16 protein-coding genes are annotated in these 18,788 nt (G+C 37.8%); 9 read left to right on the plus strand and 7 right to left on the minus strand.

The window, feature by feature from the left end:
• Positions 1-226 precede the first annotated feature (226 nt).
• The 7 genes from ASE92_RS20685 to ASE92_RS03760 all read left to right on the plus strand — a co-directional run bounded on the left by ASE92_RS20685 (position 227) and on the right by ASE92_RS03760 (position 7,547).
• The gene (locus ASE92_RS20685) at positions 227-445 is read left to right on the plus strand and encodes a cysteine-rich CWC family protein (protein ID WP_082454949.1); all 219 of its coding nucleotides are present in this window, start codon (positions 227-229) and stop codon (positions 443-445) included.
• A gap of 525 nt (positions 446-970) precedes the next feature.
• A complete protein-coding gene (locus ASE92_RS03735; RefSeq protein ID WP_056848726.1) occupies positions 971-2,938 on the plus strand; it encodes an SPFH domain-containing protein in 1,968 nt (655 codons plus the stop codon).
• 489 nt (positions 2,939-3,427) lie between these two features.
• A complete protein-coding gene (locus ASE92_RS03740; protein ID WP_056848727.1) occupies positions 3,428-4,303 on the plus strand; it encodes a carbon-nitrogen hydrolase in 876 nt (291 codons plus the stop codon).
• 139 nt (positions 4,304-4,442) lie between these two features.
• The gene (locus ASE92_RS03745) at positions 4,443-5,522 is read left to right on the plus strand and encodes an agmatine/peptidylarginine deiminase (protein ID WP_056848728.1); all 1,080 of its coding nucleotides are present in this window, start codon (positions 4,443-4,445) and stop codon (positions 5,520-5,522) included.
• 107 nt (positions 5,523-5,629) lie between these two features.
• Positions 5,630-6,373: a 3-oxoacyl-[acyl-carrier-protein] reductase gene (gene fabG / locus ASE92_RS03750; RefSeq protein WP_056848729.1), complete on the plus strand. Its 744-nt coding sequence runs from the start codon at positions 5,630-5,632 to the stop codon at positions 6,371-6,373.
• A gap of 69 nt (positions 6,374-6,442) precedes the next feature.
• Positions 6,443-6,712 carry a hypothetical protein gene (locus ASE92_RS03755; RefSeq protein ID WP_056848730.1) on the plus strand — a complete coding sequence of 90 codons (270 nt, stop codon included), beginning with the start codon at positions 6,443-6,445 and terminating at the stop codon, positions 6,710-6,712.
• A gap of 232 nt (positions 6,713-6,944) precedes the next feature.
• A complete protein-coding gene (locus ASE92_RS03760) occupies positions 6,945-7,547 on the plus strand; it encodes a hypothetical protein (RefSeq protein ID WP_157255621.1) in 603 nt (200 codons plus the stop codon).
• Here the strand turns inward: ASE92_RS03760 and ASE92_RS03765 are convergent.
• Positions 7,519-8,256: a murein L,D-transpeptidase family protein gene (locus tag ASE92_RS03765; protein ID WP_056848732.1), complete on the minus strand. Its 738-nt coding sequence runs from the start codon at positions 8,254-8,256 to the stop codon at positions 7,519-7,521. The two genes, ASE92_RS03760 and ASE92_RS03765, sit on opposite strands and share 29 nt — an antisense overlap.
• Positions 8,257-8,449: 193 nt before the next feature.
• Here ASE92_RS03765 and ASE92_RS03770 point away from each other — a divergent pair, with 193 nt between their 5' ends.
• Positions 8,450-10,534, plus strand: coding sequence for a hypothetical protein (locus ASE92_RS03770; RefSeq protein ID WP_056848733.1), 2,085 nt, complete (start codon positions 8,450-8,452; stop codon positions 10,532-10,534).
• A gap of 169 nt (positions 10,535-10,703) precedes the next feature.
• Here the strand turns inward: ASE92_RS03770 and ASE92_RS03775 are convergent, their stop codons facing one another.
• The 6 genes from ASE92_RS03775 to ASE92_RS03800 form a co-directional block, all read right to left on the minus strand.
• Complete coding sequence (locus ASE92_RS03775) at positions 10,704-11,318, minus strand: trimeric intracellular cation channel family protein (RefSeq protein WP_056848734.1); 615 nt, start codon at positions 11,316-11,318, stop codon at positions 10,704-10,706.
• Positions 11,319-11,366: 48 nt separating this feature from the next.
• Entirely contained in the window at positions 11,367-11,813 is a 447-nt protein-coding gene (locus tag ASE92_RS03780; protein ID WP_157255622.1) for a hypothetical protein, read from the minus strand.
• 15 nt (positions 11,814-11,828) lie between these two features.
• Positions 11,829-12,128: a septum formation initiator family protein gene (locus ASE92_RS03785; RefSeq protein ID WP_056848736.1), complete on the minus strand. Its 300-nt coding sequence runs from the start codon at positions 12,126-12,128 to the stop codon at positions 11,829-11,831.
• 210 nt (positions 12,129-12,338) lie between these two features.
• A complete protein-coding gene (gene eno / locus ASE92_RS03790; protein ID WP_056848737.1) occupies positions 12,339-13,634 on the minus strand; it encodes a phosphopyruvate hydratase in 1,296 nt (431 codons plus the stop codon).
• A 223-nt stretch (positions 13,635-13,857) separates the two neighbouring features.
• Complete coding sequence (locus ASE92_RS03795) at positions 13,858-16,254, minus strand: TonB-dependent receptor (protein ID WP_056848738.1); 2,397 nt, start codon at positions 16,252-16,254, stop codon at positions 13,858-13,860.
• 183 nt (positions 16,255-16,437) lie between these two features.
• Positions 16,438-17,283 (minus strand): hypothetical protein, encoded by an 846-nt coding sequence (locus ASE92_RS03800; protein WP_056848739.1) that lies wholly within the window; start codon positions 17,281-17,283, stop codon positions 16,438-16,440.
• A gap of 259 nt (positions 17,284-17,542) precedes the next feature.
• On the opposite strand from ASE92_RS03800, the gene ASE92_RS03805 reads away from it, so the two are divergent.
• Complete coding sequence (locus ASE92_RS03805) at positions 17,543-18,787, plus strand: NAD(P)/FAD-dependent oxidoreductase (RefSeq protein ID WP_056848740.1); 1,245 nt, start codon at positions 17,543-17,545, stop codon at positions 18,785-18,787.
• Position 18,788 lies beyond the last annotated feature (1 nt).

An 18,788-nucleotide genomic window follows, 5' to 3' on the forward strand; every position in this document is an offset into this window, starting at 1 on the left:
TAAAATAGTTCATTTGTTAAGTTGCATAGAATGCGTGCTAAACATCAACGAACTACTGACCATTGAACCGATGAACATTGCAAAGCAATAAATTAAATAAGGTTTTGGGCAAACGCTCAAAACCTTATTTTTTGTCCTTACTTTTGGTTTTAGTTTAATAGTTCATCTGTCAATGGTTCATTACTGTAATGCGCCAAATACCAATGAACTAATGACCATTGAACGAATGAACACCCAAAAACATAGCAAACACGAAATCATTCCCTGCGAAAGATGCGGAACGGCTATTGAATGCAAGGCAAATTCATACACTAAATGTCAGTGTGGCGTAGTGCAATTGAGCATTAACGAAGTTCAATACATTTCTGAGTTGTACGATGGTTGTTTATGCGCTAAATGCCTTTTCGAGTTACAGCAAGAATACAGGGAAGAGATAAGGGTTTAATTAAATAGCAAAATCTTAAAAGCATCTGTATACTAAATTCTATCTGCTTCAATTTTTTTGAAAAGCAATGTTCTGCACTTCTGGCTATATCAGGCCCGCATTTCTTCCTGCCAATTAGAAAAAAATTGGCATCCATTCAATCGGGTTTATATTACTTAAGTAAGTGAATAAACACCAACAAAAACAAACCGTCTATTTTATTAGTCACATCTTAAGGTCCGAAATAGGACAGCTTAAAGTAAGAAAAATTTAAATTCTGCCAGGTTTTCGTTGAAACAAATCACTCCATGTCTAAACTCTTAATTTTGACTCTTTTTCTTTTGTCTATTCGGTCATTTTCAGAAATGTCAAGTTCAGGTGGTATTTTATAAATGCGTTGTCTCAAATCAAATCTGAGTCCTTAGAACGGAAAGAAATATATATTCTTGCGTTGAATGTTTTTTGTAAATAGCGCACTCCTTTTGATAACCATATGCTAGCTGATAAATGGTTTATCAGCAGAAAAAATAGAAAATACATATTATTATGGAAGCGCTCATTTCTAATTACTGGTGGGTTTTAGTGGCATTGTTATGCATCGTTTTATACAAATACATTTTACGTTTCTTATTTGGGATGGTCATTGTTCCCGAAGATAGAATCGGGTTAATTACCAAAAAATTCGTGCTATTTGGTTCAGACAGAGAACTGCCCGACGGACGCATCATCGCCGTAAAAGGCGAAGCAGGTTTCCAAGGTAAAACATTAGCTCCTGGATTATATTTTGGAATGTGGTTTTGGCAGTATAGCGTAACCATGGAACAATTTACCATCATTCCAGAAGGTAAAATTGGTCTAATCATGGCCAAAGATGGTTCAGAAATTCCCACCGGAAATATCCTCGGACAAAGAGTAGAATCTGACAATTTTCAGGATGCTGTAAAGTTCCTGGAAAACGGAGGTCAGAGAGGCAGGCAGACCTCCTACATTACTTCAGGTTCGTATCGTATAAACACCCTACTTTTTCAAGTTTCCGTTACCGATATGATTCGTATTCAGGAAAGTATGGTGGGTATTGTAACAACACTTGATGGTTTGCCGATTGAAGCCAACCAGATTGCTGGTAAATTGGTAGAAGGACATAACAATTTCCAGAACTTTGATAATTTTATCAAAGCTGGAGGAAATAGGGGATTACAGCCACAAGTAATTTTAGCAGGTTCTTACAACCTTAATCCTTGGGCTATTCAGTTGGAGGAAATTCCGATGACTGAAATCGCGATTGGCTATGTTGGCGTGGTGATTTCCTTTATTGGTACCGATGGAAACGATTTAACCGGTGCCGATTTTAAACATGGTAACATTGTTGGGAAAGGTTCGAAAGGGGTTTGGCTAGAACCACTTGGCCCCGGTAAATATCCAATTAACAAGTACATTATGAAAGTGGAATTGGTGCCCACAACAAACCTGGTTTTAAACTGGGCATCTGCGAGAAGTGAAGCACATAATTTGGATAAAAATTTATCTACCATTACAGTACGTTCCAAAGACGGTTTTCCCTTCAATCTGGATGTGGCTCAAATTATTCACGTTCCAACAACTGAAGCGCCAAAAGTAATTGCCCGTTTCGGTAACATGGTAAACTTGGTTTCGCAGGTTTTGGAACCAACTATTGGTAACTATTTCCGTAACTCGGCACAAGGAAGCGATGTGATCGCTTTCTTAAGTACGCGTAAAGAACGTCAAGAATCTGCAAAAGAACATATTCGCAAAGTGCTTGATGAATATAATGTAAACGCAGTTGATACCTTGATTGGCGACATTGTTCCACCAGAATCGTTGATGAAGACCTTAACCGATCGTAAAATCGCAGAAGAACAAAAAGTAACTTATGAAACCCAGAAGCAAGCACAGGAAACACGTCAGGGAATGGAAAAAGAAACTGCTATTGCTGATATGCAAAAGGACATTGTTAAGGCGCAACAAAGTGTAGAGATTGCCGAGCGTACCGCAAGTGCAACGGTTAAAAAATCCGAAGGTGATGCAGCCGGTGTGAAATTAGCTGTTGGTGCCGAAGCAGAAGCAACCAAAATGAGAGCACATGCCGAAGCCGAAGCAACAAAAGCAAGGGCGCAAGCAGATTCTGAAGCGATTAAGTTAAGGGCTTCGGCGGAAGCTGAACAAATTTCTTTAACAGGTGGAGCCGAAGCTGGTAAAATTTTAGCTATCGGTAAGTCTACGGCCGAAGCCTATGAATTAGCTGTTAAGGCTTTAGGTGGCGAAAACTTTACCCGTTATAAAATTACCGAAGAATTATCTAAAGGTCATGTTAAGCTAATTCCTGATGTGTTAATTGGTGGAAATGGGGGTAATAATGGCGGCTCAGCAATGGATGGTTTATTAGGCTTGAAGTTGATGGAGCTAATGGACCCGCAACAGCGAAAAGAGGTGATAGCGGTTGCCGAAGTTGTAGAAGCAACAGCGATACCTAAAAGGGATAACATTAATTCTTAATTTTATTTTAAATGTGACAGGCCTCGATGAAAATCGAGGCCTTTTCTAGTATCCGTTGGCTGAAGCCGAACGGCAATGAACTGCGATGGCTATTAGATCGGCTGTTCATTGCAGGCTGCTTTAGCTGCCTGAATATTAATAATTTTAAATTGACTTTAGCCTAATTATAAATCTTGCTATCCCTCATAGTAGCAATATCTTTCCTTATCTAAACGGGATAGGAGCGGTAGCCTATTGCTGTCATCCTGAGCGTAGTCGAAGGATAGCAATAGCTAAAGCGCATAGCCCGACTAACAATGATTTAGATACTGCCACTGCTTTTCAAAAAACAATTACATAATTATGCCCTTCTACTTTTAAACAAAATAGTAACTTTGCAACCTAATTTAGAGTGAAGGAATTTTGTGCCAAAGGCATCCCTTTGGGAAATGGTTGAATGCTTTACAAATTCATTCGTTCTATCATTCTTTCATCCAATAATTTTAAGAAATGAAGAAAGTAAAAGTTGGCTTGGTACAAATGACTTGTACTAAAGATAAGCAGGAAAATTTAGATAAAGCGATTGCAAAAGTAAGAGAGGCAGCCGCGAAAGGTGCGCAAATCGTATGCTTGCAAGAGCTTTTTACTTCTTTATATTTCTGCGATGTAGAAGATTACGACAACTTCGATTTAGCTGAAAAAATTCCTGGGCCATCTACTGATGCTTTACAGGAGGTAGCTGAAGAGCTTGGCGTTGTGGTAATTGCTTCTTTATTTGAGAAACGTGCTGAAGGCTTGTACCACAATACAACCGCTGTTTTGGATGCTGATGGTACCTATTTAGGGAAATACCGTAAAATGCACATCCCTGATGATCCAGCTTACTATGAAAAATTCTATTTTACTCCGGGCGATTTAGGGTACAAGGTTTTCGAAACCAAGTTTGCCAAAATTGGTATCTTGATTTGTTGGGATCAATGGTATCCAGAAGCATCACGGATTACTGCGTTGATGGGCGCTGATATCATGTTTTATCCAACTGCAATTGGTTGGGATACAACACAGGATGAGGAAACCAATAAAGATCAATATAATGCATGGCAAACCATCCAACGTTCACATTCAGTAGCCAACGGCGTTCCGGTTGTGAGTGTAAATCGTGTTGGTTTTGAGCAGGAAGGTAGAATGAAATTCTGGGGAGGAAGTTTCGCAACCAACGCACAAGGTAAGTTGCTTTATCTGGCTTCACACGAGCAGGAAGAAACCGAAGTGGTAGAGCTGGATTTAGATCAGAGTGATTTCATGCGTAAGCACTGGCCGTTTTTGAGAGATAGAAGGATTGACTCTTATCAGCCGATTACGAAAAGATATATTGATAATGATTAAGCTGAAAGGTTAAAGTAAAAAGTTTAAAGTGAAAACTTCATAAGTGATCGTCATTGCGAGGCACGAAGCAATCTTATTCGATAAGTAAAATAGATTGCTTCGTGCCTCGCAATGATGAAAACTAAAAATACAAAACGAAATGTCAAATTTCCCACCCAAAGAAGAACATTTAAATATCAATCAATTCGATTATTCTCCGAAAAAACAAGGCTATGTTTTTCCTGCTGAATGGGCAAAACATGAAGCCACTTGGTTAAGTTGGCCGCATAAAGAAGCGAGCTGGCCAGGAAAAATCGAAACGATTTATAAGCCATACTGTGAATTCATTAAAGCCGTTGCAGAAAGCGAAATAGTTCGTATAAATGTTAAGGGCGAGGAAATGAAAGCTTTTGCTATCGCTGAATTGACAAAAGTTGATGCAGATTTATCGCAAATTGAATTCTATTTCAATGAAACGAACGATGCCTGGTGTCGTGACCATGGCCCAGCGTTTGTGGTTAAAGGAAACGAAAAAGCGGTAGTAGATTGGCGTTATAATGCCTGGGGTGGAAAGTATCCTCCTTTTGATTTGGACGATGTAGTGCCAACAAAAATTGCTCAACATTTTGATTTGCCTTTATTTATTCCTGATATCGTAATGGAAGGTGGTTCAGTAGAATTTAATGGTGCAGGAACCGTTTTAACCACAACCGCTTGTTTGCTCAACGAAAATCGTAATCCGCATTTAAATAAAGAGCAAATAGAAAAATACCTGCTTGAGTATTATGGACAGGAGCAGGTTTTGTGGTTAGGTGATGGAATTGTTGGTGATGATACAGACGGTCATATTGATGATATCACACGTTTCGTGAATGAAGATACTGTTCTAACCGTTGTGGAAACCAACCCGCTAGATGAAAACTATCTCCTGTTGCAGGAAAACCTGAAAGCTTTAAAGGTAATGAAACTGAAAGATGGTCACTCGCTGAACATTGTGGAGTTGCCGATGCCATCGCCAGTGATTTTTGACGATACTCGATTGCCTGCTTCTTATGCTAATTTTTATATTGCAAATGCAGCTGTAATTGTTCCAGTTTTCGGTGACGTGAACGACCAAAAAGCATTGGATATTATTCAAGGTTGTTTCCCGGACAGAAGGGTAATTGGCATCAATTCAGTAGATATTATCTGGGGTTTAGGAAGTTTTCATTGCTTGAGCCAGCAGGAGCCAGCGGTTTAAGTCTTAAGTCGAAAGTCATTAGTCAATTTCGTTTTAAGTATTAACTTTACAACAGTTTAAATTTTTTATACATTATATAAAAGTCCTCTTCAGGGGATTTAGGGGTTATGAAATTATTAGAAGGAAAAACAGCATTAATTACAGGTGCATCGAAAGGTATTGGTCGTAAAATAGCTGAGAAATTTGCTGAGCAAGGCGCTAACGTTGCTTTTACATATTTATCATCAGTAGAAAAAGGCGAGGCTTTGGAGCAAGAATTGCAAAGTTTTGGAACGAAAGTAAAAGGTTACCGTTCTGACGCCTCAAAATTTGATCAGGCGGAACAATTAATCAATGATATTGTAGCCGAATTTGGAACAATCGACATTGTTGTAAATAATGCCGGTATTACGAAAGATGGTTTGTTAATGCGCATGAGCGAAGAGAACTGGGATGATGTGATTAACATCAACTTGAAATCGATTTTCAATGTAACTAAAGCTGCTTCTAAAGTAATGATGAAAGCCCGTAAAGGTGTTTTTATCAATATGAGTTCTGTAGTTGGTATTACAGGCAACGCAGGGCAAGCGAATTATGCCGCATCAAAAGCCGGAATTATCGGTTTTACAAAATCTGTTGCCAAAGAATTAGGTTCAAGAAATATTCGTGCTAACGTGGTTGCCCCAGGTTTTATCCGTACCGAAATGACTGAGGTTTTAGACCCGGCGGTTGTTGCAGGTTGGGAGAAGGATATTCCATTAAAACGTGCCGGAGAAACCGAAGATATTGCCAATGTTTGTGTATTCTTGGCTTCGGATATGAGCGCTTATGTAACCGGACAAACATTATCGGTTTGTGGCGGAATGCTGTAATAAAGGTAGTGGGTTTAAAGGTTTGAGGTGGAGGGTTAACCTTCCACCTTTTACAGTTTATATGATGCTATGAGAAAAAGAATTTTAATTAGTCTTGGTGTTACGACACTCATATTTTTACTATCGTTTAGTTTTAATAGTGCATCTGATGGGAACAACTCAATGGGTTTCCCTTTCTCTTTTTATGAATATTCGGGAGGTAAAAGATATCCTAAACCAGAAACCAGACACAATTTTATTGTTTTAGCTTTTATAACTGATGTGTTAATAGTAGCTGGAACTACATTTGCCATAACTTATTTAATTCAACGAAGAAACAAAGTTAAAGGAGGTTTTTAATTTTAAAACCTGTTATAAAAAGCGCAACACATTTATTTTACTAAAAATTTCCTGTTCATTACTCACTAGTCGGAATTTGCAATCCCGTCTTTTTCATCATCGAAGCATATGGATTACAAATCCATAAATCAATCGATCGAGATTATAAATCTCGACCAGCAATCAAGGTTTACTTTCTACCTTTTTTGTTCTAAGTAATTTTTATTTAGCTTAGTTCTATCAATTAAACTACATGAAACGCTTAATCTCAATATTGCTAATGTTATTTTTCTGTTCAATTGTTTTTGGGCAGCAAAATCAAAACGAGAGTCAAATAAAAATAACCATCATAGATTTCTTAAGGTGGTATAAAGAAAATGAATCAAAATTGATGACATCTCCAATAGTCAATGGTTATAATGAAGATACTATTAAAAAAGATAGTGTATTAAGAGTTGATATGAAAAGTGTTGATGAGTATTTGTCTAATTTTAAGAAGTCTAATTATGTGTCTGATTCGTTCTTAGGTAATTTAAGAGCCTTATATAAAAGTATTTCAGATACATTAATAAAACACCCTATTGTCGATTATTTTGGGCCAGTTCCTGGATTGGAATGTGATTTGCTTTTTGGCTTTGAGCCGGAAGAAATTCTAGGCCACATTGAAGAAGGCCACCTGTCAGAAATCTATTTGATTTACAATAAGGCACTGGTCAAATTCGATATTTCAAAATTTAATCAGATGATTTTTTCTTTAACAAAGATTGATAATAAACGTTGGGTAATCGATAGTTTGGATTATGATGGGACTAATGCTGATAGAGCAATTAATAAGAAATCACATACTTCCCCTTAACTTCCTTGATATTTGCGGTAGTTTTATTTTTCTCAAAGGCCAAATAGCCTGGCTGTAAGGTTTTCCAAAAGCTAAGCTGTGCAGGAAATTGAGCTGAATACTTTTGCATATTGGCATTTGTCATTTTGAAGGGATAAATATTAACCGGAATTTTATCCTGTCCGTTATTTCTTGCCTCCACACCTAAAACATAAACTTCTTTAATTTTTTCATCCGTAAGGGGAATACAACCCACGGTTACGCAATTGCCATGGATGTAAATGTCGCCGCCAGTTTTTCTATTTTTGCCTGTTCTGGCTAAGTCAACTGCATTTGGATAATTAACCCCGAGCGATAGATGAAAATTACTCATCGGATTAAAAACATTGATGTAATAAAATCCTTCTGGTGTTTGCCCGTCACCTTCTATAACTTTCGGACCAAGAGAACCAGAATGCGCACAGAAATCGTAAGTTCTGAATAAAGAATAGCTTTTGGCTGATTTAGATTTTAACCAGACTTCTAATTTTCCCTCAGCTTTATAGGCGTTAATGAGCATGGAAAAATCATTGCCAAAATCAGCAGCTTTCACAAATTTTTCTAAAGTTCCCCATTTCTCATTGTAGGCTTTTTCTACTCGTTCGAATTTAATTTGGGTTGCTTTGAAATTGTTTTGGGCACTGGCCATTATACTGATGGATAAAAGAAACGTTAAAAAGATTAATTTCATGAAATTTGGTTTGTTTAAAGCTAAATATTTATTCGTAAAGCATGCCACCGAAACACAGATTTACACGGAATGAAACCATTTTTCCGTGCTTTCAGTGTTTCCGTGGAAAAATTTGCAAATATTAAAATCTCCATGGTAAAAGCTTCAATACCTTTCTTTGCGGTTAAATACAAAATTAGCATCTTTATAAAATATGAACAGTTTTTTTGCCGGTACTTCTATTTTGTATTTCATAGGTTGCCTCGGTTTGGGAATTTTATATGCCTGGCTGCTTTATCGGAGCAATAAAAATCTTGATAAAAAACTGAAATATGGGTTAACTGCCGTCAGAATTATTGCTGTTGCCGCTATTGCCTGGCTACTATTTGCGCCTTTAATCAAAACACTTAATTACCATTTAGATAAGCCTGTTATCATTATCGGCCAAGATAATTCACTTTCGGTCGGCCAGGTTAAAGTAGCTGGTTTCGACCAGAAATTATACGAACAAAATCTGAAGGCCCTCTACGATAAACTTTCAGACAACTATGAGGTAAAAGCCTACAACTTCAGCGATTCTGTTGGCGAAGGTTTCAGTTTTAAGAACCAAGGGAAGCTAACCGATGCAAGTGCTTTTTTTCAAAAAATAAGAGATGAATATACCAACAGAAACGTTGGAGCAATCGTTTTGGCAACGGACGGGATCTTTAATCATGGCGGGAATCCTTTGTATAGTATCAATCAGATCAATTCACCAGTATATACCATTGCTTTGGGCGATAGCATTCCGAAACGGGATATTTTGATTTCGAATGTAAACTATAATAATATCGTTTATTTAGATGATGACTTTACGATCGAGGTTCAGGTGCAGGCGTTCCAAAGTGACCGGGAAAATACGGCTTTAACGGTCAGCCAAAACGGTGCTAAAGTTGAGCAACAAAATATTGCAATTACTGGAAATTCATTTGTTAAAACGGTTTCTGTTAAATTATATGCTGGTAAAATTGGTGTACAAAAGTATACGGTTCAGGTTGGTGCACTTTCAAATGAAATTACGACGAAGAATAATTCACAAACGTTCTATGTAGAAGTAGTTGATGGCAGGCAAAAGGTATTGTTAGCTGCTGCAGCTCCGCATCCGGATCTAGGGGTTTTAAAAGAAGCGATTTCTCTCAACAAACATTACGAGGCTAAACTCGCATTGGCTGATGATTTGAATGCGATAGATCCATCGAAATTTGATTTGATTGTGTTGTATCAGTTGCCGGATGCGCAGAATATTTCTGCTTCATTTTTGCAAAAGGTGACGGCTTTAAAGAAGCCAATATGGTATATTTTAGGTGCACAAAGCAATGTGAATGCTTTCAACCAAATTCAGAATCAAGTTAATTTAAGCGATGCTAACGGCTCTGTTCAGGAGGTTTATCCAGATTTTGCAAATGGATTTACCAGCTTCAACTTATCAGAGGAAGACAAAAAGCAGTTTTCGGGTTTCGATCCATTATTGATGCCTTTCGGTAGATTGACAGTAAATGCAAGCGCCACCCCAGTATTTAATCAGCGCATAGGCAAAGTGAGTACGCAACAACCTTTATTGTTTTTTACTAATGAAGATGGTTTAAAAGCCGGTTATTTAATGGGTGAGGGCCTGTGGCGATGGAAGTTATCAGCCGCTGAAAATGAGATTGAACAATCAAGTATAAATAACTTAATTTCTCAAACCGTTCAATATCTTTCGGTAAAGGATGATAAGAGAAGATTTAAAGTTTTTACATCTAAATCTGCTTACGATGAAAATGAATCAATTCAATTAAACGGAACGCTTTACAATGAAAGTTATCAGCCCGTAAATGAGCCTGAAGTGAACTTGCAAATAAAAAATGATGCAGGAAAGCTTTTTAATTACGTTTTCTCGAAAACAGACAAAGGCTATCTACTTGATGCAGGAGCAATGGCTGCGGGAAATTATTCTTATGTAGCCAGTACTTCACTAGGCGGTCAAAAATTTACCGCTGCAGGAAGTTTTTATGTGAATGCGCTCATAGCAGAATATCAGCAAACAACAGCTAATCACCAATTGCTGAATACCATTTCAAAACAAAGTAATGGCAGGCTTTTTATGCCGGCAGATTTATTAAAAATAGCCGATGAAATCCTGACAAACGAGAATATTAAAACCATCAGCTACGAAGACCGTAAGTATGACGAACTCATTAATCTTAAATGGTTATTTGGGTTAATCCTGATTTTGCTAAGCGTTGAATGGTTTTTAAGGAAAAGAAATGGGGAACTATAATGTTGGAATTGAACGTTTGGGGTTTGGGGTGCCCATGAACCGCAAAGTACACAAAGAAAAGGCGCAGAGGGCCACAAAGTTGGGTATCTAATTCATTCTTGTGCTGCTTTAGTTTTGCATAAATTTAGAGGGCCTTGTTTTAACTAAAAACTGACAACTACAAACTAAACTAGTGCCACTCCTCCTTATAAACAAATTTGGGCATGTGCCATTTATATTTTATCGAAAGTAGCCTGAGCGTTAAACCTATTACAGCAGCAAGCACGGTAGCTAAAATTTCACTTCCATGGAAATGTTCCACGCCAATATAAACTGCTCCGGTAACGATTGCCGCACTGGCGTAAATTTCTTTCCTGAAAAGAAACGGAACTTCATTACAAAGTACATCTCTTAGCACACCGCCGGCACAGCCAGTGATCATTCCACTGAATAAAACGATTAGATAAGGCAAATGCATTTGCTGTGCAACCTGGCAACCGATAATTGTAAACACAACCAAGCCCATTGCATCCAGGTACAGAAATAGCTTTTTAAGTTTCGTCATTACAGAGGCGATAAATGCAGCAAGTAATGCAGCGGCAGCGGTAATAACCAGGTATTCAGGATGTTCAACCCAACTCATCGGATAGTGACCGAACAATACATTTCTAACTGTTCCACCGCCTAACGCTGTAACCCAGGCAATAATACAAACACCAATCCAATCCATATCTCTTCTGCCAGCAGAAAGCGCAGCGGTCATGGCTTCGGCAGTAATAGCGATGATATATAAAATGTGGAGCATATCGGGAGAAATTTTAATTACAATACCCCGTAGAAATTTTCTCGGAGATTATTGAAGAAAGGCGTCTGAATTAATATTGAAGGCAATTATCTTAATCTGGTTCTTTTCCATTACCAACCTAAAAGATTCTTTGGCTTCGAATTTATCATATTTATTGTCATATAACAAAGCATAATTCGACGAGGGATTGCTGCTCTCAATTCTTTTAGTTTCCCACTTAGCGAGTAGTTTAGTATTAAGCTTGCCTAGTTTTTCTTTCTTCTTAATTAAGAGATTATGAAGTTTTTCTTTGGAAGTAACTTTCCAAAATTCTGAGCTAAAAAGCGCATCCACAGCTTCATATTTGCCTTCGGCAACCCGATCGTAAAACTGATCTACAACCTTAACAGCCTCCTGTTTATCTTCCTCCCTATTCAAATAGGTTCGGCTAAAGTTACAGCTGGCAGATAAAATAATAAGGACAAGAACGGAGGCAAGTAATTTAGAAGTGCGCATTGGTTGTTGTATAGGTTAATCCTTCTTTTCTTCACGAATAATAACAAAAACATCTTCGTTATCTTTTTTCATGAAATACTTTTCGCGAGCGAATTTTTCAGCGGTATTTAGATTGGTACTCAGTTCGTTTAGATCTTTTTTAACCTGAGCGGTTTCTTTTTCGAAATACTCCTTTTCTTCTTGTAATTTATTCGCCTGCCTGCGGTATTCGTACTGCGACATCATGTCGTTTTTATCAAAAAACAGCATCCAAACCGCAAAAGCAGCCGTTGCAAGGAAATATTTATTACGGAAAAGGTCTATTAAACGTTTCATAATTCTCTAGAAAAATCGTCATTGCGAGGTACGAAGCAATCTTAAAGCGATAGGTTTTTTAGCTTCGCTTTGGTAGTAAGATTGCTTCGTGCCTCGTAATGACGTAAATGTATAAAAAAACATCCGAAGATTTTAAATCTCCGGATGTTCTATAAATAAGTTTTTCAACTTGTTAACAATTCATTGCCGTCGGTTTTAACCGACGGAATATTATTTCTTAGCGTATTTGAATTTAGAACCGATGAAACGAGCGTTTTCGCCTAACTCTTCCTCAATACGTAATAATTGATTGTATTTTGCAATCCTGTCTGAACGAGATGCAGAACCTGTTTTAATCTGTCCGCAGTTCAATGCAACAGCTAAATCAGCAATGGTAACATCTTCAGTTTCTCCAGAACGGTGACTCATTACTGAAGTATAACCGTTGTTTTGAGCCAAAGTTACTGCATTGATGGTTTCGGTTAAAGAACCGATTTGGTTAACTTTTACCAAGATTGAGTTAGCAGTGTCTTCATCGATACCACGTTGTAAACGCGTAACGTTTGTAACAAATAAATCATCACCAACCAATTGTACATGGTCGCCAATTTTATCTGTTAAGCTTTTCCAACCCGTCCAGTCATTTTCATCCATACCATCTTCAATAGAAATAATTGGATATTTTGCAGAAAGATCGGCTAAATATTGCGCTTGCTCTTCGCTTGAACGAATTACGCCGGTAGCGCCTTCAAATTTCGTGTAATCGTATTTACCGTCTTTGTAAAACTCAGATGATGCGCAATCTAATGCCAAACAAATTTGAGAACCTGGTTTGTAACCAGCCGTTTCAATCGCTTTTAAAACAGTTTCAATTGCATCTTCAGTTCCATCAAAAGTAGGAGCGAAGCCACCTTCATCACCTACAGCAGTTGATAAACCTCTATCGTGAAGAATTTTTTTCAAGCTATGGAAAACTTCAGTTCCCCAACGTAAAGCCTCCGAGAAAGATGGTGCGCCAACTGGCATAATCATAAACTCCTGGAATGCGATCGGCGCATCAGAGTGAGAACCACCATTGATGATGTTCATCATCGGAATTGGTAAAGTATTTGCGTTAACGCCACCAATGTAGCGGTATAAAGGCTGTCCAATTTCATCGGCAGCAGCTTTTGCAACAGCTAAAGAAACGCCTAAAATTGCATTAGCACCTAAATTACCTTTGTTTTCAGTACCATCAAGCTCCAACATTAATTTATCGATAGCGTTTTGCTCGAAAACATCAACACCTCTTAAAGCAGTAGCAATTTTAGTATTTACATTTTCAACAGCTTTTAAAACACCTTTACCTAAATAGGTAGATTTATCTCCATCACGTAATTCAACAGCTTCATATTGCCCGGTAGATGCACCGCTTGGTACAGCTGCACGGCCAAAAGCGCCTGCTTCTGTAACTACTTCAACTTCTACTGTTGGATTGCCTCTCGAATCGAGGATTTGTCTGGCATGGACATTAACGATTATGCTCATTTTTATTTGATTTTTTGTTGATTTTTTAACCTGCTTAGTGTATAAAGTACAATTACTAAGCTTAACCTCAAAGTTAGTATATTTTTTAAATAAATAAAGTGTTTCAGGCGTTAATGTTACTATCGTTTATTTGGCCAATTTGTCGCCATTTTTGATGAAAATTATTCAAATAAAAAACCCCAAAGCTTTTGGCTTTAGGGTTAGATTATGATGATCGTGTTAACTAAAATTTATATGAAAGTGTGGTTAAGAACTGACGTGGGGCAATTGGGTTAACACTATAATTTTCATGAACGAAATAATTCAACTCGTTTGTGATGTTTGATATTTTAGCCAAAAGCGAGAATTTTTTCCAGCTGTATCCTGCAGAGAAATCTAAAGTGGTAAATGCGCTTAATGGAATAATACCCGTTGAGGAATTATTTTTTGTTGTGTTTCTTCCTCCATTTCTATCACCTGTATAAAATGCGGACGCACCGAGCTTTAAGCCTTTAAGATCTCCATTTTGAAAGGTATAAAACAATGTAGCGTTGGCTGTATTTTTTGTAGTACCTACTACCCGCTCTCCCTCAACAATACCAGTTGCAATGGTAGAGGTATAACGCATATAGTTGTAGCTATAACCTGCTAAAAAATTCAGTCCTGACACTATTGTTCCTGATAAATCCAGTTCTATACCATCGCTAGCGGTCGCTCCTGAAAACTCTCGTTTTGTTGGATCTGCAAGTGCAGTTTGAGCGAACTTATCATTCTTAATTCTGTATACTGTTAAATTTGCTGAGAGTTTTCCTTCGAGGAAATCGTTTTTAACACCAGCTTCATACTGATCAATTATAGATGGGCCCATTGGGCCATTTGTCTCTATATCAATTCCGGTATTAGATGTAAAGTTATTGGAGTAACTAACATAAACAGATGTGTTTTTTAACGGTTCATAAATAATCCCGAATTTAGGAGAGAATGCTTTATCAATTTTATCTGTTGCAGTACCTTTAGTTACCCCGCCGCTGGCTATAGTCGTGATATCAGTAGTAGGCGTTTTTTGAAATGACCAACGGATACCTGCCAAAACTTTAAATTGCTCTGTAAGGCTTACCAAATCCTGAACAAAACCACCCATTCTAAATACAGATGCGTCTGTATTCGTTAATAAAGTAGTTGCAGGCATATTGTAGTTGCTTGGTTTATCAAACGATAAGGGATCTAGTAAATTTACAGTATCGTAATAGGTAGGGTTATTACCTGCAGGTAGTATTGCTGTTGGCGAAAAGCCTCCTGATTTAGTACTAGCCTGATCTGCATCGGCTCCAACAAGTAAGATATGTTTAATACTCCCTGTTTTAAAAGCGCCTGTCAAATTGATCTGTTGATTAAAGGTGAATTCTTCAATATCCGATCGAGTTAAAGCACGATTCCAAACCCCTGTTGCGCTAGCCGCAGGACGTTCGGCAGAAAAATAATCGCGATTGTAAGATTGTAATGAAGCACTGAAATTCAATTTCCAGTCGGCATTAAATTTGTGATTGATAGCCGCTTGTGCTGTTGCTGTGTTGGTTTTGTTATAAGCCCATGCGGTATTTATAAAAACATTTCTGCCTAAGGGCGATAATTTGTTGCCGATAGTCCCTATACCAAAATCGGGAGTAAAATTACTTTTTAGATAATCTCCTTGTACTATTACTTCAGTTTTATCATTTATTTTGTATAACAACGAAGGGTTAACATAAAATCTTTTCGACGATACATTGTCCCTATAACTTCCAGCAGATTCGTAGGTACCGATAACTCTGAAGGCAATTTTATCAGAAATAGGTCCATACAGATCTACAATTGGCTTGTACAAATCATAACTACCTACACGCATAGAAACCTCGCCACCGTATTCGAATTTAGGTTTTTTAGTCACCATGTTTACCACAGCACCACCACTCACGCCACCATACAATAAGGCAGCACTACCTTTTAAAACTTCAACTGATTCTAGTGTGCTGGCTTCAGGACTTCCACCAATGGTAGTTCTGGCACCGTTTTTAAAAACATTGTTCGAACCTAAGCTATAACCTCTGGCATAAAAATTTTCTCCAACCGAGCCACGGTTGGCACCCAACGCCACTCCGTTAATATTCTTCATTACATCGCCCAAACTATTTACTTGTTGATCGGCAATAACTTGTGTACCGATAATTTGAACTGCCTGCGGCAGATCTCTTGGTACAATTGCAATTTTACCTAGGTTTACTGGTTTTGTGTTGGGTGTTCTATATCCGTTAATGGCCACTTCTTTCAATTGCGAAGACGATTCTGCAATAGAAAAAGATACCGTTGCTGTTTCGCCAGCTGTAACTGAAACTTGCTTTTCTTGAGCTGATACGCCAACAGCAGATACTTTTAAAGTATAATTTCCTGGAGCTACATTTTTGATAGTGAAGTTTCCACTTTCATCGCTTTGAGCTGTTTTCGATGTGTTTTTTATGCCAACACTTACAAAAGCTGCCGGATTTCCGTCACTTGTTTTTACGGATCCAGATACCGATCCGTTTTTTGATTGAGCTAATACTGTTCCCCTTGTCAAGAAAACCACTATTATCAAAGTAAAAAATAGAGTAAAGTTTTTATACATCTTATTTAGATTAATTCTTAGTTAGCGCAAAAGAAAGAAATTAAAACGAGATTAGAAAATTATTTTTAATTATTCTAAATAAGAATTGGTTGAAATGGTGGAGCGAAATATTTGAGTTTTTTTGAAAAACAAAAAAGGGCTTGTCCAGTTGAGAACAAACCCTTTGCTAGGATTTTTGCAAATTTATTTTCTGTAAAGCGGACATCTTTTAAGCAAATATTCCAAGGGAGCGCCATAAGATCCGTCGGTGTTGCTAAAAAGCGCTTGATGGTTTGCATTGTAAATACTAGCGTTATTATCCATATAAATTTGAAGGCTTACCCTTACATCAAATCGCTGTGCGGCGTTGCTACTTGATGAGCCATAAGTCGAAACCTTTTTAATTTTATCATCATCATCTCTTTTCACACTCGTATTGTCACTTGTCGATGTATAACTCGTTTGATAAGCTTTGTTCTGGGCTACTGTACCATCAATGATATATTCTACCCCTAAAACATCTGCCAAATTTTTCATGGTAAATCCAATCATTTTATCTTTGGTAATGCCAGCCTGCACAAGTTTCGCATTTGTTGTCCGTGGATCAAGAATGGTGTAACCAGCAGCATGTTGGCTCAATAACGCATAAGTGTCTTGTTGCGCTTTCATACCAATGGCATCAGCTCCCGGCTGGTTATCCATCAGAAATGTGAAGGGTAAAATGGCTATTTTGTTATGATGCTCTGCAGGGCTGGCAACCATGGTAATTTGGTCGTTCTGCCTGATTTGAGAGGACTGCACTTGCTGTGAAATAACTTCGGTGCGGCCACTGGAATGAAGAATTTGAGCGATATCTGATTTTTTGATGATGTATTCTGCGGTTTCTCCAGTGTACACAAACGATACATCACTATCGGTTACACGAATAAGTCTTCCTTTAAGCTCATCACCGTTTATTTTTTTAATAATATCTTCCTTCTGTGATCTAGTTTGAGCGAGACTACAAAAAGCCATCATGGCACAAAGTAGCGTTAAATAAATTTTCTTCATAAGTCTGATTTTCAATAAAATTAGTAAAAATAAAGGTGGGGTGATTTAAATCGATGTGTTTTTTATTGATATTCAGATTTTTGGGGTTAATTATTTTGTCGATTTGGATAGCTTTTAATTTTTAGCTAATATTGATAGCGCCCTACGTCATTTTATACATCAGATAGTTTAACACTGAGTTTAATAATAGAGGTTTAGTACAAAAATTGATATACAATTTAAATATTTTGAGAATTTATCTGAATGATTTGCTTACCATATGAATAAACTGAAATTATACGGCATCCCCGATTCTCCTGAAATTTATCCGATAAGAGATTTTTTAAAGCGAAGTGTGGTAGATTTCGATTGGTTTGATATTACCCATGATGATTTGGGTTGGGGGCAAGGCATTACCTCTTATAACAATCCACATAAGTTGCCGGTGATTGAATTCCCTGATGGGAAGGTAATTGTCGATCCGACGCTGGAGCAAATTGCCTGTAATTTGGGCTGGATTACCCAACCGAAATATGCAGAGTATGATTTGTCAATTTATGGCGCTGGTCCTGCAGGTTTAAGTGCTGCAGTTTATGCGGCATCCGAAGGTTTAAAAACTATTTTAATCGAGCGTGAAGCTATTGGAGGGCAGGCGGGTACCAGTTCCTTAATTGAGAATTATCTCGGTTTTCCAGAAGGTATTTCGGGGGCAAACCTTGCCGAAAGAGCAAGACAACAGGCACTAAAATTCGGTGTGGAAATTTTGCTGTTAAAGGAGGGTATAAAAGGAACTTTTTACGATAATAAAATTCATGTCGATTTTGCTTCTGGAGAAAAATTAGTGGCTAAAACCAATATTTGCGCAACGGGAGTAGAGTATGCGAGGTTAAACCTTCCCGATGAAAATCGTTTTTTCCATAAAGGGGTTTATTACGGGGCCGGTGCAAGTGAAGCCTTCTTTTGTCAGGATAAAGATCTTTATATTATCGGTGGTGGAAATTCTGCCGGACAAGCTGCCACCTATTTCTCTGGTTTCGCCAAACGTGTTTTTATGGTGATAAGAAAAGGAAATCTTGCCGAAACCTTATCAGATTATTTGATTCAGCGTATTGCCAGCATCAATAATATTCATGTGTTGTACCATTCGCAAGTTATAGCGCTTGAAGGAGATGATTATCTGCAGCGCATTAAAATTGTAAACAGTGAACAGGGAACCGAAAACTGGCATGATACCTCCAAGCTTTTCATTTGTATAGGTGGCAAACCGAATACAGAATGGGCTGCTGAAACTGCGATTTGTAGAGATAAAAATGGTTATTTATACACTGGTAACGATGTTGTCAGCTTGGATCAATATAAAAACTGCTGGAATCAGGATCGATTACCTTATCATTTAGAAACCAGCGTACCAGGATCTTTTGCAGCGGGCGATGTCAGGGTCAATTCGGTCAAGAGAGTAGCATCGGCAGTAGGCGAAGGCGCTATGGCTGTTACTCAAGTTCATCAATACTTATCAAAACTTTAAC

This window comes from Pedobacter sp. Leaf41, from assembly GCF_001422545.1.
Classification (GTDB): domain Bacteria; phylum Bacteroidota; class Bacteroidia; order Sphingobacteriales; family Sphingobacteriaceae; genus Pedobacter.